The sequence below is a fragment of the Paenibacillus sp. AR247 genome, assembly GCF_002968895.1.
Taxonomy (GTDB): domain Bacteria; phylum Bacillota; class Bacilli; order Paenibacillales; family Paenibacillaceae; genus Paenibacillus_AQ; species Paenibacillus_AQ favisporus.
The window spans coordinates 1,229,608-1,250,670 of the sequence record NZ_PCZT01000009.1; the positions used below are offsets into that span (position 1 = coordinate 1,229,608).

The window sequence follows — 21,063 nt, forward strand, 5'->3', positions numbered from 1 at the left end:
GTAGATGTCTTTGCCCGTCACCCAAAGTGCCGCGGCCGTATGCGTGCCGATGGCCTTCTGAAGCTGCTCCTTGGCGTCCGCAGCTTTCTTATCATAAGTTTGAACGGCTTCCTCTGCTTCCTTGCTCTTACCGAGAACTTCGCCGACCGCCTTCAGTTCTTCGCGCCAATTGTTGCTCTTCTCTTTACCTACGACGTAGGTCGGAGCGATCTTGGAGTACTGCTCGTACTTGTCGTCCGTCGCCATGTCCGCACTGCTCAGGATGATCAGATCCGGCGTAAAGCTCATGACGGCTTCATAGGGCAGGTCGTAAGAAATTTCCGGAATGCCGTTCAGCTGATCCTGCAGGTAATACTGCACGGAACCCTTGCCAGTCGACCACTGGGCAACCGGTTTGACGCCAAGCGTCAGCAGGTGGTCCTCCAAATAGGAAGCGATGATCCGCTGCGGATTCGCAGGCACTTTCACTTCATGACCAAGCGCGTCCGTCAGCACGCGTTCCTGCTTGGTATCCGCGGTGCTGTTACCTCCTGCCGCTGCCCCCGAATCCGTTGTATTCGAATTGCCGGCTTTATCGCCGCAGGCGCTGGCCAATACAGTAAAGCTCATCAGCAGCACGAGCAACAGTGATCCTTTAAGTTTGAATTTCATGATTGTATGTCCCCTCCACTGGTTCATCTATATAGAATGAACTAAAGAAATGCAAAACTTTAGTTCATTCTATATAGGCTAGAGTCTTATTATTTTTACGAAAACCTATATGTACATCCATGATCCATCCGGTTTTACGTGAAAGATATCTCTTTAAGTATCATAAGTGATAATGAATCTCATTATCAAGTGTTTTTTTCGTGACAGTGACCCGTCTTTGGGTATACTTGGTATTAAATAACCCACAGGAGCGAGAAATATGAGAAGAAGCGGTGCCATATCATTAGGAGTTGCCCTTATCTGCTGGACTGCGTTTATCCTCCTCATGACAACCCCCGACCTCGCATTCAGAATTGGACAACTGATTCGGTTGGACCCTTTCGGTCTTCTGCTCATAGCCGCCACCCTGTCTTTTGTTTGGGGCATAGCCGGACTTTACCCTGGAGGGAGCCGAAATCAAATCATTCTCTCATTGGGCACCATACTGCTAAATATGATGCTGATCTTATGCCTGTTGTATATCGTCTTCATCGGAAGGCTTATCTCTGAGGTCTAGAAATCTGTAATCCTTCCGATGAAGCCCTTAAGCTCTCCTTTGGAACTTCTAAGTCAGTCCTAGCTCTCATTTATGGAGGCGAATCAAATTCATTAAACCAATCAGCACAGCCGTGCCTAAGGCAAGTAGGACCCACAGCGCGTCTCTGAACGCAGTAACGTACCCGTGGTGATCCGCCAGAGTATAAAACACACCGCCTAATATCGCTATCCCTAATGCCTGAGAGATTTGGGTCATCGTTGTCAGGATCCCCGAGGCAGCCCCTGAATCTTGCTGGCGGATCCTGAAAAGTATCGTCTGAAGCAGCGGGGGAGCAATGACTCCCTGGCCAGCTCCCACAAGGAGCATAAGCAGATACAGCAGCGTTTTGCTTAAATGTTCTCCCGATTCATATAATAGACCGATCAGCGCAAGATCGCTGACGAGCATCAGGATCGCGCCCCAATATACGACTTTTTCGGAAAAAGCCTTGACCAGCTTTTGGGCAAGCATGGATGATACGGCAAACCCGATTCCGAGCGGCAGAAAAGTTAAGCCTGACGCCAGCGGCGATAGTCCCAGACCCTGCTGAAGAAACAGGACGAGAACAAAGTATAAGCCGGCGTTGCCGGAATAATAGGCTAATGTCACAAGCAGACCTCTTGTAAAAGCGGGGTATTGAAAAAGAGACAGCTGAATGAAAGGCACCCTTCCTTTCTTTTTCACATGGCGTTCATAGGCCAGACCGAGCGAGATGACAAGTGCCGCCAATGCCAAGGATGCATAGGTCCACCAGGGCCATCCCGACTCCCTTCCGCTGATCAGCGGGTATATCAGGAGCAGCAGCCCCACTGTGATGGACGAAAGACCGATGATGTCCAATTTGACGAAGGGCGAATCCGAGCGTGATTCTTTTAGTACGATCATGGATCCGACGATTGAGATGATTCCGAATGGAATATTAATAAAAAATACGTTCCGCCATCCCAGTCCTGCGATGTTCCATTCCAGCACAAAACCGCCTATCACTTGCCCGGCAACGGATGCCAGACCGATCACCCCGCCGTATATACCCAGCGCAATCCCCCGCTCTCTTCCGGTGAAATGGACCTGAATGGTCGATAGGACCTGCGGAATCATCATGGCTGCCGACATGCCCTGGAGTACCCGCGCGGCAATCAGCAGCTCAGCACTTGGGGCCATGCCGCAAAGAGCGGATGCAACGGTGAAACCTGTCATTCCCCAGAGAAACATCCGTTTTCTCCCCCAATAATCGCCCAACCGCCCGCCGGTCACCAATAAAACGGCATAAGCGATCGTATAGGAAGTCACCACCCATTCTACCTGCCCGTCGGTTGACGAAAGGCCTTTTTTAATATCGGGTATCGAAACATTCACAACAAATACGTCAAGAATTGCCATAAAGGTCGCAAGCAGGATGACGGTCAAGGACCACCAGCGGTATCCCGCTACAGAAGGTGAAGCTTGTCGGCCTGTTAAAGCTTGATTTTCCATATCCTTTTCTCTCCTTTAGTCCATGTATGCAGCTGCTGATCTGATTATATGTGCTAAAATGGAGAGAAGTAAGTACGCACATTTTTGGGTACAGTATACTTCTTGTAACTTATGAGGAGGGATCGGGTTAGAAGAAAAATCCGGAATATGGCGTACTCCGCGCCGAATATCTCCAGGGCTGCTCCGTTGAAGTCGCTTTGAATATCATTGGGGGCAAGTGGAAGGGAATGATCCTGTACACCCTTCTGGACGGCACCAAACGCTTTAACGAGCTGCGTCAGATCATTCCAGGAATTACGCAGCGCATGCTCACACTTCAGCTTAGGGAGCTGGAGGACTGCGGAATCGTCCAAAGAGTGGTTTATCCTGAGGTCCCCCCGAGGGTGGAATATTCGCTGACCGAGTTCGGCCAGACGATCAAACCGGTCATTCTGCAGATCAGGGAATGGGGCAGTTCTTATAAAAAAGCGATGGGCAGCCACCTTAAACAATCCAACTCCAACTAGGCACCGATTAAGATACCCCTTATACTAAAACATCCAGCAGTGCACAAAAAAAGGAGGGATTTCCCCTCCTTCATCCGTTGATCAGTACCGCAAACGCCTCATACGGCCGCAGCCGCATCGCTTCGGATGGAACGGTATCCGGATAGACGGATACCATTTTCTGTCCGCCTGTTATTCCGTCACCCCGGAATGCCGCCTCCTCCATGTTCATATTCGCTACGATCAGCAGCCGATGCTGATCCATGCTTCGTTTGTAAGCAAATATATCATCATCCCCCACGTCAACCAATTCAAAGCTTCCACTCTCAAGCAGCTCGTGAATGACAGGGTCTTGGGCAAATCGCCCCAACTCTTGGTAAAAGCCGTCTGCTTCTTCATCACCGCCGGTCACTGGGCAGATCCGACCCTGCATCAACTGAACGGTCAACGCCATGCATTTGGCGGGCTCCATATTCCACTGTTGTTCCATTGACATTCCGCTGTGCCGCCACTGCGGAATTCACCTCCATCATGATGTTTCCTGGACGCCCGCAGCCGCACGGGACTGGGTCCGGCGCTTTTTCCAAGTAATCGACAGCACCGCGGATCCCAGTGCGAGCAGGACGAAAATAACGCCAACCCAGGCATTGTAATACACCGACGATCCTTCGATCACCATGCCTCCAATCGCCGACCCCAGAGCAATACCGATATGGGATGCCGAACTGTTCAAGCTCTGCTGGATGTCCGGCGATTCCGGTGCCGCTTTGATCAGGTAGCTCTGCATTGAAGGAGAGATCGACCAGCTGAGCATGCTCCAGACGATCATCACGATCAGGCAGACATACACCGAAACCGTAGATATCGGCATCAGCACCATGGCCACGGCAAACACGCTGACAATGGTCAGAATGCTTTTCTCAGGCCCAAACCGGTCGGTGACCCAGCCCCCTGCCCCGCCGCCAAGGACAGCCGCGATGCCAAAAATAAAATAAAACAGGCTGAGCATGGAAGGACTCAGGTGCAGCGTCTCCTGCAAAAACGGCGTCAGATAAGCATATAAGGTCAGGTGACCGGTCAGCATCAAAATCGTAATCAGCTGGCCAAAAATGATTTTGCCGTTTTTCAAGGATGCCAGCTGCTTGCGCAGAGGCACGGTCTCACTGGGAGGCGTTTTGGTAATAAAAATTTGCACCGCGATGAACGATATAACGGCCAGAATGGAGATCATGACAAACGGAGCACGCCATCCAAAAGCGTTGCCCAGCATCATGCCCACTGGTACGCCCAGTACGAGGGAGCCGCTGACTCCCATAAAGATAACGCCGATTGCCCGGGCTCTGTACGCCGGTTCCGCCATCTGGGAAGCCATCGTTATAGACAGCACGGTGATGAGCGCGGCGCTCGCCGCCGACAAAATTCTCGCGATCACCATCATCGTAAAATTCGGGCTGACGACCGAAAGCCCATTGCCGGCAATGAAGACCAGCAGGGCGCATTGGTACAGCAGTTTACGTTCGACCCTCGAAGCTGCCGCCAGCAGCACAGGCCCCGATACGGCAAATACCACGGAATACAAAGTGATCAACTGCCCGGCTGTGCTCACCGAAATATGAAGGTCCGATGAAACGAGATCCAGCATCCCCCCGACGATCAGCTCCACCATTCCGGTCACGAAGCAGGCGATCGCTAAAATGTAAATTTTAAAATTCATGCAGCATGTAACTCCCCTCTGTAAAAATCTCTCTGTTCCATGTTTGGTTTGGTTACTACTGCAATGGTAACCTAATTCAAAATGAGGATCAACCCCTATTTTTTGCATATAAAAAACGGGTGGATCCGGGTCCACCCGTTTTTCACGTGACGCGCTTAATATTTCAACTGAAGCAATTCCGTCATAATCTCCTCGTCGTTCAGCAGAATATCATTGTATTTGCCTGTTATTTTCGCCAAGAGCAAATCGTGATGGAAATAGTCCGTAAACACGCGCACAAACGGCTGTGACTGGGTCTTGATCGCCTGCCACGAATCATTCTCCACGCCGGCGAATACGACCTCGCGGTCGTCTACGATCAGCAGCCTGAACCGCTCCAGCATGACATGCTGCTCGCTAGGCTTCATCGGGACGATCTGGGGCAGGCCATCAGGCGTATCGCCAATCACGACACCCTCCACTTTGACGCCATTTTGCTGCTTCTCCAACAGGATAGGCAGATACTTGTGGAAATCGTCCTCCCATGCCGAAAACCGGATCGAGCGCTCTGCATTCTCCATCATCTGCTTTAACTGGGATCCGATCGATGAGTCTGCCTTCAAGCTCCAGACATGGTCGTCGATGACTGCCTTCTGAACCTTAAGCTGCTCCAGCTCCTGAATGTCCGACTGAAACTCTGACGTTAATTTTTCGATTACGAGCGGAAGAGGCAATGCGGTATACAGCTTCTTTTTTTCCGAAACGGATTCCAGCACCATCCCCTTCTCCACCATCCGGGAGATCACTTCATATATCTTCGCCTTAGGCACGCCGGAATGCTTCACGATCATCGTGGCGTCCATCGGCTGCTCCGCCGACGCCAACGCCTCGTACACCTTGCTCTCATATTGTGAAAATCCGAATTTATGTAACATGACTTTTATCCCCGCTCCCCTTGCTGCTTGGTCGGTGCAATCTTCAGCTTTGTTCCGGAGGCGCAAGCAGGAAGCTTCTTACCGTTTGGTCAAACCGCTCCGGCTCCTCCACATGCGGCGCATGCCCGGAGTGAAGAAACTCCACGAACCGTGCTCCCTTAATGGCATCCGCGATTTCCCTGCCCCACTCCGGCGGATTCAGACCGTCGTATCTCCCGCTGATGATCAGCGTCTCCGCCGTAATCCGGCCATAATCGGGACGGAAATCAAACCCTTCAAGCGCCCGGTTGGAAGCGGCGTTCTGCTCCTCCGTCAAGCTTGTTCCACCCTCTTGAACATGCTGCATCCACACTCCGACCAATGAGAGATTGTGAAACATGTACCGGCTTAAATGCTGCACCTTTGCCGGGGTATCCATACCTTCCAGTTCCTCGGCATGCTCACTGAATAAACGGGCCATCGACGAGGTCCTGCCGTTGGACTTGGGCGTGACAAGCACCAGCTTCTCCACCCGCTCCGGAGCGGCAATGGCGACTCCTTGCGCGATATAGCTTCCCATCGATCCACCCACCAGGTATACCTTGTCCAGCTTCAGGAAATCCATCACCGCGATGACATCCCGAACATGATCCGAGAGACTGTATTCTGCCGGCTTATCCGACAGGCCATGCCCTCTGGCATCGATGGCAATGACGCGAAAATCAGTGCTGAACGAGTGAATGACGGATTCCATCGAGTGAACGTCCAGGCCAAGCCCATGCAATACAATCATCGGGAAGCCGGTTCCTTCATCGACATAATGGAGCTTGATCCCGTTAACGAAAGCTTCCATACTTTCCCCTCCCCAACCGGAATGAGCTTATTTTACCATTCTCAGCAGGGAAGGCAAAGCAGCTTTCTAAGCATGCTCCTCCTCCTCCTCATGCACGGTTTGCGATTCAAAAAAGATGCGCCTCATGATAATTGACGTCCAGCCTTAAATTGTTGGCCAGCGCCCGGCTGATCTCACCCGTTTCGAACAACCTTTGAATTTCGTTCCGCTCCGACTGGATCGCCTTGAGTTCTAGCTCCCGGCGGACCGCATCCATCTCTTCAGCCCGCTCCTCGTGTGCAGGTTCCTGTGTCAGATGCAGCTCCAGCCCGCGGTAATCGGCAATAATCATGGCGATGGTGTCCCGGTTGCCCGATGTCTCGAGCCCCTTAACCCGCTCTATCGCAGCACGGATCGCTTCCAGCTTCAGCGCCTTATAAGCATTCCACTTCGGGTGGTCTGGTGTCATGCGGGCTTTTTTGTGTTTGCTGCCTTGGAACAGCCGGGTGATGGCCGACCATCCGACGATCATCAGCTTCTTCACCTTGAAACGGGTGGACAGCAGCAGCTCGATCTGCGATATCGTGGCCTTGAACCGATCCGCAAGTTTTGGCGATATCCGCTCTTGCTGCAGCCATCGGTCCGCGGTTTCCTTCTCCGCCTCAAGCGCCTCCAGCCGGATTTCCACAGCCTCTTTCCATAATCTGTTCATTTCCGCACGATCTCTGAATCTGCACATCTGCAGCCTGCGAGAATACGCAGCGATCAGCTCGATAGCCTGCTGCCGGTTTTCATCGTTTTTCTCCTCTTTGACCGTACGGAGACCCGCCTCAATGACACGGATGCGTGCTTGTCTCTCGGCATCCTCGGCGAGAGCGGGATCCACCTGGGGACCGCGGGTCAGGATGGGCAGTAACACGCTGGCACTGATCAGGGTCAGCAGAATGACGCCTGAACAGATAAAGAGGATCAAGTCCCGTTCGGGGAAAGGACTGTTGTCGGCCAGTGTCAACGGAATGGAGAAGGCCGCCGACAGCGTCAGGGCTCCCCGGACACCGGACAACGCTGTCTGCACGGCGGAACGGAATTGGCGGTTCGATGCCCATACCCACACAAAGCGAAGGACCATTAATACCAGCGTAATCAGCACGATATAGGCAATGGATTGGCCGTTATTGTATGCCTTAGTCCTGCCATACCGTCGGATGACGCGGGAATTTCGAGTCCAAGCAGCAGAAACACGAGACCGTTCAAGGAGAATAGGATGACCGACCACGTGCTGTCGGAAACGATGCGCAGGCGCGCCGATCCCGTCCTCATCCGGTCCCGTTCGATCGCATGGGTTACACCGGCAGCAACGACGGCCAAAATACCGGATACGTGAAATTCTTCAGCAATCCAATAGATCAGAAACGGTGTCAAAATAATAATCAGCACATGTAATGTGACATCTTCCATCCCAAGCCTGCGCAGCAGCATGCGGAGCCAAATCGCCAGAAAGCCGAGCAGCGCTCCGACCACAATCCCGCCGACCGCGATCACGATAAAGCTGCCAATCGCCCGCGGCAGGGAGAAATGGCCGGTGACGGTTGCGGCAATGGCAAAATTAAAAGCAACGAGGCCCGAAGCGTCGTTCATCAACGCCTCACCTTCGAGCAGGCGCATGATGCGGCCCGGGAGCTTCACCCGGCCGGACAGCGAGCCGACGGCCACCGCATCGGTCGGCGACAAAATGGCCGCCAGCGCAAAAGCCGCCGACAGCGGGATGGCCGGAATGAGCCAGTGAATGAACGGCCCTGCAATCAGCACGGTGGCAAACACGAGGCCGAGCGCCAGCAGCAGAATGAACGACCGCAGCTGCCACAGCTCGTCTCGGGGTGTCATTTTTCCATCATTAAAGAGCAGAGGCGCGATGAAGAGCAGCAAGAACAGTTCGGGATTCAGCGGTACATGATGCACGCCGGGAATGTACGTGACCGCGACGCCAAGCGCAATCTGGATCAGAGGCACCGGGGACCGCCGGGATAAAGTGATTGATAACGTGCGTATGCAGTTACCGATAAGATGCCTGATACAAATCAAGCTGTTACGGCGTGGGAAAGGGAATGCTCTGCGCGGTCCGAATCTGCTGCAGATCGACACGCAATTGCTCCTGCACGCTGAAAGGATGGTACAGCCCCTTGGCGATCGCGTATTTGGTAATCTTCTCATGCGTATCAATTGCCTGTTCCAATTGCCGCTCCAGGATGCCTTTGATTTCCGGAGTGACGCATTCCGTTACGGCCATCGCCAAATTTCGGACGCCGCTCTTGGCGCTGACCAGAAAGTCCATGGCAATCACATCGTCGGTTAATTTGTTCGTGCCGGTCATGTATTCCAATACGGGATTCATTGCAGCGTCTCCTTTCCTTTGTTCAGAACGGCTGCAAGCTCGGCCAGCTGATCGGATGACATCGCGGCATCCTGCTGGAGAATGAGCTTGAGCTCAGGATCTGTGACCAGCGCCTGCATCGTTTTGGACTTCGTCATACAAACCGTCTTGAAGGCGGCAATTTCATGCGCCTCCAACAATTCATGCATGGCATACGTTGGATTTATCAAGAACTTCACTCCCTTGTGTTGTCAAGTACTTTACGGCTTTAAAATAACTTTGATGCAGTTGTCCGTCTTCGTATCGAACATTTCGTAACCGCGTTTGGCTTCGCTGAGCGGGATGACATGCGTAATGATGTCGGCCACGTCTACTTTGTCGGACGCCACCAATTCATACATATAAGGCATATAGTGAATGACCGGAGCTTGTCCGGAGCGGATGTTCACATTGCGCTGCATGATGTCCCCTAGTGGGAATCCGTTGTAGCGGCCGCCGTACACGCCTGTAATTTGAATCGTTCCGCCCTTGCGAACGGCCTGGGAGGCGATGACCAAGGCGCTCATGGTGCCTCCTTGCAGCTTTAAGCCGCTCGCCAGAAACTCGAGGTCGCTCATCTTCCCGTCCATGCCCACCGCGTCAATGACCACGTCGGCTCCACCCTTGGTGATTTCCTTCAGGTATGTACCAACATTGTCGTGCTGCTCGAAATTGACAGTCTCAACATGATTGTTCTTTTTGGCATGCTGCAGCCGGTAATCCACATAGTCGACGGCGATGACCCGCTTCGCCCCTTTGAGCCAGCAGAATTTCTGGGCCAGAAGACCGACCGGACCGCAGCCGAGCACGATGACCGTATCTCCATTCTTTACGCCGGCATTGTCTACGCTCCAATAGGCGGTGGGCATCACATCGGCGATTAGAGCAAGGCTCTCATCCGGCCGCTCGCTGTTTTCCGGAATTTTGAAGTGCGTGAAATTGGCGAATGGAACCCGCAAATACTCGGCTTGCCCGCCCGGATAACCGCCAGTCGTTCCCGAGTAGCCGAAATACGCACCCATGTCCCCGTTGTCGTTCGAATTGTCGCACTGGCTCTCCAGATGATTTTTGCAAAAAAAGCATTCCCCGCATGCGATGTTAAACGGGATGATGACCCGGTCGCCTTTCTTCAGCTTGGTGACTTCGGGCCCCACTTCCTCCACTATACCCATCGGTTCATGACCGATGACGTAATCCTCCTGCAGATTGGGAATCATGCCGTGGATCAGATGCAGGTCGGAGCCGCAAATAGCGGTGCTGGTCAGCTTGACGATCATGTCATCCGGTTTTTGAATTTTCGGATCGGGGACGTCCTTGACGACGACATTTTTAACCCCTTGGTACGTAACGGCTTTCATCATGCTCGGCTTTCCTCCATATGTTCATCGGGCGTCCGGTCGAACATCCCTTTGCGCGAAGTATCTGCGGGAAACAGGTTCATCCCGGCAATCATGGCCGTGTTTTTGGCCGACAGCTGGTCCAGCTGGTACTGCTCGTGCAGCTCATACGGGTGAAACCATTTCTTACGGATCATCAGCTCGGTTATTTCCTGATGAAGGGCAATCCCCTGCTTCAGCTGCTTTTTCAGCAGTTCCCTCGCTTCTGTGGATACGGTTTCGGTCAGGGCAACCGCAGTATTACGAACCCCTTCCTTCGCCCGGATCAAAAAGTCCATAGCAAAAGTCATATCGGCCATCTCCGGCATGTTGAGCGAATTGATCGGATCTAAATAATCGTTGTTCATCAGAGTATCACCTTCAATTTAGGATGGGGGCAGGCTTGCTTTCCGGAACCGGAGCCTGAAACGGAGCTCGTTCATAAACGGCCTTCAGCTCGTTGATGGCCTGCGTGGACTGTTCAACGTCCTTTTGCATCAGCGCCTTCAGTTCTTTGTCAAAAACCATCCCCTGCATCAGCTTCGATTTGGCGACGCAGAGCGTTTTAAAATTGAGCACTTCATGAAGATCGATCGATTCATGGGGTGCAAGCGGAAAATCCTTCATGTCTGACCTGTACCTCCTTTATTTAACGATGTCTGCAAGGATAGGTTATCCTCCTGTATATAGCTTGATTCAGTTTCCGCGGCACTCCAGGGATCATAAAATTTGCCTGCCGGGTTGCTCCTCACAAAAAAGAAGCCTCTGATAGAGGCTTCCACAGTTAATGGGTTAATGGAATGTTTTATGAACATATTTTAAGGCGCACTCTAGATGGTGATCCACGATACCCTGGGCAAACTGCCGGTCGGGAAAGCCGCGGTGAAGCAGTTTTAAACCGCCTCCGATTAAGGAGATATGGTGGTGCAGGCGGTAGAAGGCCATCCGGTCGGGATCCAGATGGTCCTGACGGAAATAGCGGTAATGCTCCCCGAACCGAAACTCGAGAAAGCTGTGCTCATGCTCAATGTCGAAATAGGTTACACCCTCAATATCGATCAGATACGGCTCCAGATTCGCATTCACCAATATGTGGTCCGGTCCAAGTTCGCCATGAATCAGTCCGTAAGATGTCCTTGGAAGAATTCGCGATGAACATTCCTGAAGGACGGACATGAGCCCCTCTTGAGCAGCCGCAATCTCAGGCAAATAAGAGGCTGCATACGTGATCTGCCTGAGGGCATTGTCCACCAGCTCCTGCTGGCAGGACTTCCGCGGAGGCTTGGTTGAACCGGGCCGCCCGTGCACATCTCTCGCGCTATCGTGCATTTTGGCTACCATCTCCCCGATCTGCCGAAACAATCGCTGCTGCTCTGCCGTATCCGGGTGTGCAAAATAGTCTTCCGCTTTGCCGCCCCCAATACGTTCGACAAGCGCATAATCAAACGCATACTCCCGGCGCTCCAGATTAAGGTGATACAGTTCGGGTGTGGGAATGCCCAATTGGGTTAATACCCGGTTGTTCTCACCAAACAAGTCGGCTCCATAGGAGCGCATATCATGATCCGAATGTTCGATTTCTTCCCGAAAGTAATTCATGGATAAATCCCAAACGTACAGCATACAGGAAAAACCGTTCAGAAAATCGAGCTGATAGACCACCTTCTGGGCCCCTCCGTTCAGCCGCGTAATCTGCGAGATCGCGTAACCCGACCCGAATACCTGCTTGGTATAATGCGTTAATTCCGACTCGGAAAGATGACATGCATTTTCCATACTGTTTCCCCGTTTCTATGATTGGATTGCCGGCATCACCAACTATACCCCAGTCCCCTGCTGAAAATATAGACTGTTTCTTTCGGTTCTGTTATGATGTTGAATAAGGTCTGGTTAAAAATGGTCGTAAGCAAAAGGAACTGTCCCGGAAGGTCAATGAACCTTGGGAACAGCTCCTTTTTATGTTACACGGACTTATCGGACTACCGTACCGAATGTAATTTTCATGCTCGGCGCATGGGCGAACGCAATCGACGGCGTATTGACCTGGGATAACAGGTCCTCTGCGATATAGAGTCGCTCTGCTTCCTCCTGGGTTAGCCCCCGCTCAATCAGCGCTTGAATAAAGTCTTCCTCCTGAGCCGGGCATTCAAACTGCAAGTTGCTGAACAAAGCCCTCGTCTCCTCGGAATCCTGTGCCGGGTCGTAATAGTTCACCTTATCGCTGATTCTGCTCTCGATCCGGCGCAGCCCCAGCTGGGAAAAGTAAACCGGAAGCTTCATGCCGATGTTGGCGTCTTTTCCGGTCCGCAATGCATCCTGTTCATGCAGCTTCTGCAGGGGGCCAAGCGGCATGACTTCCGTAGATAAAACATCATCAAAATAATAGCTCGACATGGAAGCACAACCGTGAGGCTCGTAACAAATGACCGTTCCTCCGTCCTTCACGCTTTCGGCCATCTTGGCCAGCAGCTGCAGGGGATCGGATCTATGCATAAGCACTGCGTGCGATACGGCGACATCAAAGGCGCTGCCCAGGTCAGCATCCGCCAGCTCCGCCTGAATGAACTCGGCCTTCCAGGGCAGGTGAGCGTACAGCTCATTGGCCGACCCAATCTGTCTTGCTCCCGGATCGATCCCCGTATAAGTTGAGCCTTCCGGCAGGTGCGGAAGCATCATCAAGCCCAGCTGCCCGTAACCGCAGCCGAAATCGACGATCCGAACCGGTGTTTCCCATTTCCAAACCGATTTGACCAAAAACGCGATGTAGTCGTCATTATAATAAAGATTCATTCTCCGGCGCAAATACCCCATCTTCTCATCCCAATCATAAGACTCCACTGTTTCACACTCCCCGATTGTTCTGGTCATCCATATTGATACACAGTCAACAATAGTGGATATCCCTGGAAAAGTATAGCTTTAAAGTGGAGTCTGCGGGATATTTTTATGAGGCTTTGTCCGAATGACCATCGGTTAACGGTCGGTAGCCAAAGCAGGTGCTGTAAAGACGCAAAGCCCGGCAACTCAGGATTTATCCTGAAACTGCCGGGCTTTGCATTGTTCATGCTCTTGAATCGTTCACGAAAGATTCAATGCGAACACCGGCACGCCGATGCCCAGTACCCACAAGAGCGGAATCGAATTCACGATGACCGCCGCTCTCTTCCTCTTCTTGTAGAACACCCAGGCCATAATGGCACAGGCAATGGTGACGAGCGGGTAAACGCCGATCACGGACACCAAGGCGATGGCCGCTCCACTGATTCCACTATCAAACCCCATGAACGAAATCCCCCAAATCAGCAGCCACGGAATAAAACATAACACATAGATGATCTGGCTGATGACAAAATACGTCCGCATGACACTCCCCCTGGTTTGCGTTCGTGCCGGATCCTTCCGGCATCCCTCCACACCGAATTCATCCGGCGGGCTATGAGGTCATTTATACCATAAAATCTGTTTTCTCCATAGGAGAAAAAAAATCATGATCATTTCCAAGGCGACACGGAAATTCGACATTGTTTTCAGAGCCTATCCGATATAATGGCAGTAGATAAGGGCTTACTGAAATTTTACTTTTTTCCCTAGGAGCATAAACATGATCGTAAAACAGACAAGACACGTCTTGATTCCTTCCTTAACTACATTTATCATGTTATCTTCCATTCTGTTGGGCAAAGCCGACAGCATCTTTCTGCTATTTCTCTCCGGAGCGATGCTGACGGGGGTCATGATTTTTTTCGCCGAGTCCAGCAGCCGTTCCTTGCTTCTTCAATCCGTAAGCCTCGCCTTCTTCCATTGGAGTTCCCAGCTCAATTGGACGCAAATCATTTACTTTATATTAATTATTATGGAAACCCGAAATACGAGAAACTTGAAGTATACGCTGTCGCTGGCATTTGCTTATTCCATGTTGTATACCGTCATCCGGCTAAGCTACCTCCCCTGGGACCGTTACAATCTATTGGTTTCGGTCTACGATCTGGTTAGTCTGGTATTAATCGTCCTTGGAATGCGTTATCTCGTCACAACCGAGATTGAAAGAAAGCGGCTCTTGAGGCGAAACCAGTTTCTCGCATCACATGATCCGCTGACCGGGTTTTTGAACTACGACGGTTATGTCAGTGCCGTCAACGAATTAGTTGAAACGAAAAAATCGCCGTTTGTACTGATCCTGCTGGATTTTCAGGACTTTAAAAGCCTAAACAAGGAAAGCATCCGCGGCGGCAACGAAATTTTGACGAGAATATCGCTCATCATCCGGACTTACTTCCCGAGCGCCTTCGCCATTTCCCGTTATGCCGGGGACCGGTTTGCCATGGTGATCCCGGATACCGATGGGTCGCTTGGACAAGCCCAGGATATTCTTGAATCGGGCAAGCTTGGCTATGAGGTAACTTACAGCACGGCCCGGTTTCCCCGGGAAAGCACAACCTCGCATGATATTATCATGCTGGCCGAAGACCGGTTGTTTCAGAAAAAGAGGATGCTGTGGCTGAAGCGGGAGGAGGAAATGTTCCGAAGCGAAAAGCTGAAAATCGTCGGCGAGCTTGCTGCGGGCATGGCTCATGAAATCCGGAATCCGCTCACAACGCTGAAGGGCTTCATCCACCTGTCCAAATCGCAGTCGTACAATATCGGGCCATGGGTCGATATCATCACCAACGAGATCACGCGTATGAACGAGCTGACGGCGGAGTTTCTGCAGTTTTCCAAGCCCCATCTTGGCAACATCCGGCCCGAGCCCATCTCGCATTGCGTGGAAAGAGCGAGAAATTTAACCGAGTCGCAAGTGACTTCCAGAGGGCACAGCATCAGCATGGAGAATGTCAGTGATTCCGTCATGGTTGAAATGGAGCGGGATAAAATCGTACAAGTGCTGATAAATCTGGTGCGCAATGCCATCGAGGCGATGGAACAGCCGGGTCATATCCATATTCAGGTGCATCAAACGAATTCGATGGTGACCATTGACGTGTCCGATACGGGAAAGGGGATCCCCGAAGACCTGCTCCCGAAAATCTTCGATCCGTTCTATACGACCAAGGAAGAAGGAACCGGCCTCGGCCTATCTATTTGCCATAAAATCATCCAGGATCACAACGGTACGCTCACCGTCAAAAGCATGGAATCCGAAGGATCCGTCTTCACGATTACGTTGCCAGTATTGACCGAGGGAGCTTAATCGTCGATCCCTGCCATCGAAACGATTCTAAAGGTCCGATCATTATGATGATTCGATGATACAAAAGCCGCCGGGCACAGCTGCCCGGCGGCTTTATTCATTCGTGCTGGCATGAACCCGCTCTACTAACCTTTGACCGAGCCGATCATGACGCCTTTTTCGAAATATTTCTGTATAAACGGATACACGATAAGAATCGGCAGTGTGGATACGATGATCACCGCATATTTGACCTGGTCCGCATACTGCTGCGCATACCCTCCGGCAGCTCCGCCGGAGCCTGCTCCGGATGAAAACACCTGGTTGGACAGCAGGATGTCCCGCAGCACGATTTGCAGCGGCTGGAGCGAATTGCTCTGGATATAGATGAGTCCGGTAAAAAAATCGTTCCAATGGGCGACTAAATAATACAGGGCGATGACAGACACAACCGCCTTGGAGAGCGGAAGCGCGATTTTTACGAAGAAAGTGAAGTGGCTGCAGCCGTCCATCGAAGCTGCTTCATGCAGCTCTTTCGGAATGGAGTGCTCAAAGAACGACCGTGCGATAATTAAATTGTACACATTGACCGAAAACGGGATGATAAACACCCACATTGAATTGGTCAAATGCAGCTGCTTCATCAGCAGGTAGGTTGGAATCAGGCCGCCGTTAAAGAACAAGGTCACAACGAAGGCAAACATGATAAAACGGCGGGCGCGGAACTCTTTCCGCGACAAGACATAGGCGGCCGGCAGCGTAAACAGCAGGTTTACCGCCGTACCCAGCACCGTGTAAATGATCGTGTTTTTGTATCCGGTCCAAATGCGGGCATCCTTAAAAATTTCCTGATAGCCAAAAAAGCTGATATGTTTGGGATACAGCGTCACTTGGCCTGTCGACACCAGCGATTGATCGCTGATGGATGCAATCACAACGAAGTACAGCGGATAGGCCACGATCAGAAAAATCAGCACGCACAGGGCGGTAACCATGACTTGAAACAGAACGTCCCCCGCACTCCTGCGATTACGATGTGTAAGTATCAATACTCCATGCTCCTTTCGGGATCGCCGTCTCTACCACAGACTAATGTCCGAGCACCGCTTGGCGATCATGTTCATGACAAATAGGAAGATAAAGTTGATGACGGTATTAAACAGGCCGATGGCGGCCGAATAGCTGAACTGGCTGCTGATAATCCCGATTTTGTACACGTAGGTGGCAATGACTTCGGAAACCGGCAAGTTGAGCGGGTTTTGCATCAGAAATACTTTCTCGAAGCCCGTTCCCAGGACGCTGCCCATGCTGAGCACAAATAAAATAATGATCGTCGGCACCAGGGCGGGAATGTCGACATACCGGATCGTCTGCCAGCGGCTTGCTCCGTCCATCTTTGCGGAGTCGTACAGCTGCGGATCCACGGTGGACAAAGCGGCCAAATAGATAATGCTGTTCCATCCGCCATGCTGCCAAATTTCCGACAGTACATATACGGGGACGAACGTCTTGGTCGACCCCAGCAGATTGACATCCCCGAGGCCAAGCCACTGCAGCAGGTGCCCGATGATTCCCGAGTTCGGCGAGAGCAGCACGTTCAGCAGTCCAACCATGACGACGGTCGAGATGAAATGCGGCAAATACACGGTCGTCTGGAGCGTCTTCTTCGCCCGCTTCAACCTGACCTGATTGATGAGCAGGGCCAGAATGATCGGTGCGGGAAAGCTGAGCACAATCGTCGCCACGCTGATGACCACCGTATTTTTCATCAGATCCACGAACATGTAATTTTCAAAGAATTGCCGGAAGTAGAACAATCCCCTCCACTCTCCTCCGGTCAGCCCCTTAGTGAAGCTATAGTCCCGAAAAGCCAGTTGAATGCCGTACATCGGGATGTAGTTGAAAATAAAAATAACGACAACGGCGGGCATAATCATGATCCACAGCTGATAGTCCCGCCTGAACGTATTCAGAACGGTTTGTTTGCGTGCTTTCGGCAAAGAAGCGGCCTGCTTTAATTTGGGGCCGGATCGCGATATCATGACCAGATTACCTCCTTGTAACAGCAGTGCTTGCATACTAGATTATCCGGCCCGGATGCAGGGAGCATGCACCGGACCGGGGATCGCGTTTTACAGCTTGCTTTTATAGTCGTCGTAGTACTTCTGCATAATTTCGATATTTTTCAGGAGCCCTGTCTTTTTGCAATTTTCCACATAGGCGTCCCACTCCTTATCCACGCCGCCTTTGGTGATCCACTGCGACCATTTGGCCAATGCCATCGGCACAAGCGCCGTGTTGGCGAGAGCCATCGTGCTGTTGTCCACCGCGCTGTATTTAATAAACAGGTTCGGGAACACATCGTTGTCCTTATCGATTGAGTCCAGCACCTTCTGCAGCGGCTCGGTTTGCTTGCCGACCGACTGCATGTCTGTACCCAATGTCAGCTTCAGCGAGTCGGCGATATACATCGGTCCGTTATCGGCCCAGGTGGAGGTCCATTTCCAGGTTCCCGGATCCATGGCCTGATCCTGCGGCGGCAGTACGGCAAACGATCCGTCCCCGTTATCCTTGATGTTCGTGCCAAGCGAACCGAAGAGCACCTGCATGCTGACCTCGGGGTTGTACAATTCGTTGATGAACTTCATTGCGGCTTCTTTATGCTTGGAAGCGGCGGACATTTGAACGGTATTTGTACCGTAATTCAGCGTGTTGTAATCGTACGACCACGACTGCTGAACGGTGGAATCCGCTGTAAATTTTAGCGGCGCCATAGCCGTATACTGCGGACTTACCGCGTTGCCGAAACGGTCGGTGACCTCCCAGCCCCACGTAAAGCCAACGGTAGCCGTATTTCCTTTACCCCTCGCCACGGATTGGTATTTGGTGTAGTCCTGGGTGAATACTTCGGGATTTATCAGACCGGCGCTGAAGCATTTGTTTAAAAATTTGACTAACTCTTTGTAACGATCGTCGATGAAAAAGTTTTTAACTTGGCCATCCTCTACAAAATATCCGCTTCCGCTGCCATCGGACAACGTAATCCCTTCGCTGCCCAGCAGCACGGTCGGCATAAAATAACCGAATGCGACGGTTCCCGTCGGGGCAAAGTCCATCGGGATCTCATCGTTCGGATCTCCGTTCCCGTTGGCATCCTTGTCTTTGAACGCCTTCAGCACGTCGAACAGCTCATCCCATGTCGTGGGCATCTGGAGCCCCAGCCGGTCCAGCCACTCCTTGTTAATAAACTGACGGGTCGCCGTATCGGGCCAGAACCGTTGATATTTGGGCAGTCCGTATATTTTACCGTCCTGCTGCGTGGCTATGATTTTCGTTTCGGGTTTGGCGTCGAACATTGCCTTGACATTCGGAGCATATGGGTCGATCATTCCGGACAGGTCCTGGAACAACCCCGGAAACTGGGCGAAATCCGAATCGGTAATGGAGTTAACGCCAACGATCAAATCGGGAATATCCCCGCTGGCCAGCATGGCTCCCTTCTTCTGATCCCAGTCGGCGGACACTTCCTGCCATTCGATATCAACCCCTGCCCTCTCCTCCGCATCCTGAAGCCATTTCATGTTCTCGAACTTTTGCGTGAGCGGATGTTTTGTCATGATCGCTTTCAGCTTTACTTTTCCCCCTGGCGCGGTTGGTTCCTCCGGCTCATTGCCGCCGCTGCTGCAGCCCGCCAGCAGTGACGTTCCGAGTGTAAGCGCGAGCACGGATGCGAGTATTTTTTTCATCCTTCATCCTCCCCTTGGGTTTTATGAATCCGTTTACACAAGCTTATACTCAATCCTGAGAGGGCAAAATAGTTCAACGATCGATTTTGTGTCAAAAGGTTTGCACTTGCTGATGGTGCCTTTTGTTGCCGTGTGATAATTTTAGGTTCTACCGACCCTTCAATGGGTGGAAAAAGGTTAGAAATGGTGGTGAAACTTTAGATGAATGCCCATCAGCTCCGCATCGAGCGTCCGGTCCATATGGAGCTTACCGGCAAGTTCGTTGCTCCCTCTGCGGATTGGATTCATTTAAGCCGTTACTTGATGGATTACGAGCTTATTGTCATGACACATGGGACGCTGTACATTTCCGGAGACGATGAAACCTACGAGGTCTCCCAGGGAGAGTATCTGCTGCTTCCCCCGTTCACGCGCCAGAAAGGAGCCAAGCCGTCGGATTGCAGCTTTTATTGGCTGCACTTTTCGTCTTCGCAGAACCTTCCCAAGCTCGACCTCTCCCACTATACCCATGTTCACGAGAATGGGCGGATCGTCATTCCCCAATACGGCACCCTGCGCAATCCCGAGAAAATCGTCGTCATGATGAAGCAGCTCCAGGATTCGGTGCGCGGCTACAACGAACAGACCTTAAATGATTACATGTCTACCGTTATCCTTTGCGAGCTCTACAACCAACTGTTCTTCGAAAAGAACAACCCCGGCAAATCGTTTAAGCAAACCCAGCTGTACAACGATATTCTCGACTACATCAAATGGAGCCGCCACGAGAATATCAAGGTCTCCCAAATCGCCTCGCACTTCGGCTACAACGAGAAGTACCTGTCCCATCTGTTTACAACCGTCTCGGGTATTTCGCTGAAACAGTACATTTTGCAGCAAAAAATGGAGCTGGCCAAATATCTGCTGACCGATACGAACCAGAACGTAAGTGAAATTTCCAGTCAGCTCGGCTACAGCGACCCGCATCACTTCATGAAATCCTTCAAAAAAATCGTGGGGTTGACCCCGACGGAATTCCGCAACGCATACTCGAAGCGGCTGCTATTTTATGAATGATTCTTCGCTGATCGTTTTCCAACATTTAGCACTTTGGGGTACAATAGAATATATGAGGAGGAATGATGATGAAACGGATGCCTTTCACACGACCCACCGAGCATTATGATGAAAGCCTGCTCCCCATCGACAGACAAATCTGCCAGCTGCTGCAGCAGCGCAAAGAGATTTCGGAAGGGAATCCGGGCTACCCGCCTTTCGCGTACATTGACCAATGGGCGGCCGAAACGGGGCTTTATGAGGACTTTCTAAAAATGATCTTTGGTGCCATCCGATCCGACGAGTTTTTCAAACCGATCGTCGAACCTGCCGGTTTTATCAAGCATGTTCCGGTGCTAGTATCGCAGGAGCATGAAGGATACTATTTCACGCTGACTTCGGTTCGGCAATACGCCAATGCCAGCGTCGTGACGCTACATGTAGACGGTGATGTGACAATCCCGGAATGCTCGACTGACATATCCAACTTCGCGTTAGATATGGGAGAATATTATGATTGCCGGATGGATCGGGGCGTAAGCTGCTCCGGCAACGCAACTTATAATTACGTGGTTTCTCCGCCACTGCCTGACAAGCTTTCAGGTCTCGAATTCGTGTTCAGGGAGAAATCGGATCCCCGTTTGGCGGCGAGCCGACCGGGAAGGAATCCGATTCCGNGTAGAGGAATAATCAGTTTGCTACAC

Annotated in this window: 22 protein-coding genes; 3 read left to right on the forward strand and 19 right to left on the reverse strand. The window is 51.7% G+C overall.

The features are described 5' to 3' along the window. Both CPT76_RS13815 and CPT76_RS13825 read right to left on the reverse strand, forming a co-directional pair. The coding region (locus CPT76_RS13815; RefSeq protein ID WP_258168413.1) for an ABC transporter substrate-binding protein at positions 1 to 651 on the reverse strand (651 nt) is incomplete at its 3' end. Positions 652 to 1,273: 622 nt separating this feature from the next. Then, positions 1,274 to 2,701: an MFS transporter gene (locus CPT76_RS13825; protein WP_105443323.1), complete on the reverse strand. Its 1,428-nt coding sequence runs from the start codon at positions 2,699 to 2,701 to the stop codon at positions 1,274 to 1,276. Between the two features lie 197 nt (positions 2,702 to 2,898). Between CPT76_RS13825 and CPT76_RS13830 the strand changes: the two genes are divergently transcribed. Next, positions 2,899 to 3,207, forward strand: coding sequence for a winged helix-turn-helix transcriptional regulator (locus CPT76_RS13830; RefSeq protein WP_258168414.1), 309 nt, complete (start codon positions 2,899 to 2,901; stop codon positions 3,205 to 3,207). A gap of 70 nt (positions 3,208 to 3,277) precedes the next feature. Here the strand turns inward: CPT76_RS13830 and CPT76_RS13835 are convergent, their stop codons facing one another. From CPT76_RS13835 to CPT76_RS13895, 14 genes are all read right to left on the reverse strand, one after another. Further along, a complete protein-coding gene (locus tag CPT76_RS13835; protein WP_146116243.1) occupies positions 3,278 to 3,682 on the reverse strand; it encodes a hypothetical protein in 405 nt (134 codons plus the stop codon). Between the two features lie 33 nt (positions 3,683 to 3,715). Next, positions 3,716 to 4,900 carry an MFS transporter gene (locus CPT76_RS13840; RefSeq protein ID WP_105443325.1) on the reverse strand — a complete coding sequence of 395 codons (1,185 nt, stop codon included), beginning with the start codon at positions 4,898 to 4,900 and terminating at the stop codon, positions 3,716 to 3,718. A gap of 155 nt (positions 4,901 to 5,055) precedes the next feature. Beyond that, complete coding sequence (locus CPT76_RS13845) at positions 5,056 to 5,814, reverse strand: TrmB family transcriptional regulator (protein ID WP_105443326.1); 759 nt, start codon at positions 5,812 to 5,814, stop codon at positions 5,056 to 5,058. 43 nt (positions 5,815 to 5,857) lie between these two features. Further along, positions 5,858 to 6,646 carry an alpha/beta fold hydrolase gene (locus tag CPT76_RS13850; protein ID WP_105443327.1) on the reverse strand — a complete coding sequence of 263 codons (789 nt, stop codon included), beginning with the start codon at positions 6,644 to 6,646 and terminating at the stop codon, positions 5,858 to 5,860. Between the two features lie 106 nt (positions 6,647 to 6,752). After that, positions 6,753 to 7,739, reverse strand: coding sequence for a cation:proton antiporter (locus CPT76_RS39630; protein WP_258168415.1), 987 nt, complete (start codon positions 7,737 to 7,739; stop codon positions 6,753 to 6,755). A 29-nt stretch (positions 7,740 to 7,768) separates the two neighbouring features. Beyond that, entirely contained in the window at positions 7,769 to 8,635 is an 867-nt protein-coding gene (locus CPT76_RS39635; RefSeq protein WP_258168417.1) for a cation:proton antiporter, read from the reverse strand. 76 nt (positions 8,636 to 8,711) lie between these two features. After that, entirely contained in the window at positions 8,712 to 9,017 is a 306-nt protein-coding gene (locus CPT76_RS13860) for a spore coat protein (protein WP_105443328.1), read from the reverse strand. Beyond that, on the reverse strand, positions 9,014 to 9,205 hold the full coding sequence (locus CPT76_RS13865; RefSeq protein WP_076169411.1) for a hypothetical protein: 192 nt from the start codon (positions 9,203 to 9,205) through the stop codon (positions 9,014 to 9,016). The genes CPT76_RS13860 and CPT76_RS13865 overlap by 4 nt, the downstream gene beginning before the upstream one ends. Positions 9,206 to 9,256: 51 nt before the next feature. Continuing rightward, complete coding sequence (locus CPT76_RS13870; protein WP_105444080.1) at positions 9,257 to 10,393, reverse strand: zinc-dependent alcohol dehydrogenase; 1,137 nt, start codon at positions 10,391 to 10,393, stop codon at positions 9,257 to 9,259. Beyond that, complete coding sequence (locus CPT76_RS13875) at positions 10,393 to 10,779, reverse strand: spore coat protein (RefSeq protein WP_105443329.1); 387 nt, start codon at positions 10,777 to 10,779, stop codon at positions 10,393 to 10,395. Before CPT76_RS13875 ends, CPT76_RS13870 begins: the two co-directional genes overlap by 1 nt. 13 nt (positions 10,780 to 10,792) lie before the next feature. Then, on the reverse strand, positions 10,793 to 11,038 hold the full coding sequence (locus CPT76_RS13880) for a spore gernimation protein GerQ (RefSeq protein WP_105443330.1): 246 nt from the start codon (positions 11,036 to 11,038) through the stop codon (positions 10,793 to 10,795). Between the two features lie 165 nt (positions 11,039 to 11,203). Further along, a complete protein-coding gene (locus tag CPT76_RS13885; RefSeq protein ID WP_105443331.1) occupies positions 11,204 to 12,187 on the reverse strand; it encodes an aminoglycoside phosphotransferase family protein in 984 nt (327 codons plus the stop codon). 195 nt (positions 12,188 to 12,382) lie between these two features. Then, positions 12,383 to 13,249: a class I SAM-dependent methyltransferase gene (locus CPT76_RS13890; RefSeq protein ID WP_105443332.1), complete on the reverse strand. Its 867-nt coding sequence runs from the start codon at positions 13,247 to 13,249 to the stop codon at positions 12,383 to 12,385. A 240-nt stretch (positions 13,250 to 13,489) separates the two neighbouring features. Next, the gene (locus CPT76_RS13895) at positions 13,490 to 13,774 is read right to left on the reverse strand and encodes a hypothetical protein (RefSeq protein ID WP_105443333.1); all 285 of its coding nucleotides are present in this window, start codon (positions 13,772 to 13,774) and stop codon (positions 13,490 to 13,492) included. 238 nt (positions 13,775 to 14,012) lie between these two features. Between CPT76_RS13895 and CPT76_RS13900 the strand changes: the two genes are divergently transcribed. Then, on the forward strand, positions 14,013 to 15,599 hold the full coding sequence (locus CPT76_RS13900) for an ATP-binding protein (RefSeq protein WP_105443334.1): 1,587 nt from the start codon (positions 14,013 to 14,015) through the stop codon (positions 15,597 to 15,599). Positions 15,600 to 15,724: 125 nt separating this feature from the next. Here the strand turns inward: CPT76_RS13900 and CPT76_RS13905 are convergent, their stop codons facing one another. The 3 genes from CPT76_RS13905 to CPT76_RS13915 form a co-directional block, all read right to left on the reverse strand. Beyond that, positions 15,725 to 16,573 carry a carbohydrate ABC transporter permease gene (locus tag CPT76_RS13905; protein WP_105443335.1) on the reverse strand — a complete coding sequence of 283 codons (849 nt, stop codon included), beginning with the start codon at positions 16,571 to 16,573 and terminating at the stop codon, positions 15,725 to 15,727. Between the two features lie 84 nt (positions 16,574 to 16,657). Further along, the gene (locus tag CPT76_RS13910; RefSeq protein ID WP_374954676.1) at positions 16,658 to 17,515 is read right to left on the reverse strand and encodes an ABC transporter permease; all 858 of its coding nucleotides are present in this window, start codon (positions 17,513 to 17,515) and stop codon (positions 16,658 to 16,660) included. 195 nt (positions 17,516 to 17,710) lie between these two features. Further along, a complete protein-coding gene (locus CPT76_RS13915; RefSeq protein ID WP_105443337.1) occupies positions 17,711 to 19,324 on the reverse strand; it encodes an extracellular solute-binding protein in 1,614 nt (537 codons plus the stop codon). 201 nt (positions 19,325 to 19,525) lie between these two features. Between CPT76_RS13915 and CPT76_RS13920 the strand changes: the two genes are divergently transcribed. After that, a complete protein-coding gene (locus CPT76_RS13920; RefSeq protein ID WP_105443338.1) occupies positions 19,526 to 20,380 on the forward strand; it encodes an AraC family transcriptional regulator in 855 nt (284 codons plus the stop codon). Positions 20,381 to 21,063 lie beyond the last annotated feature (683 nt).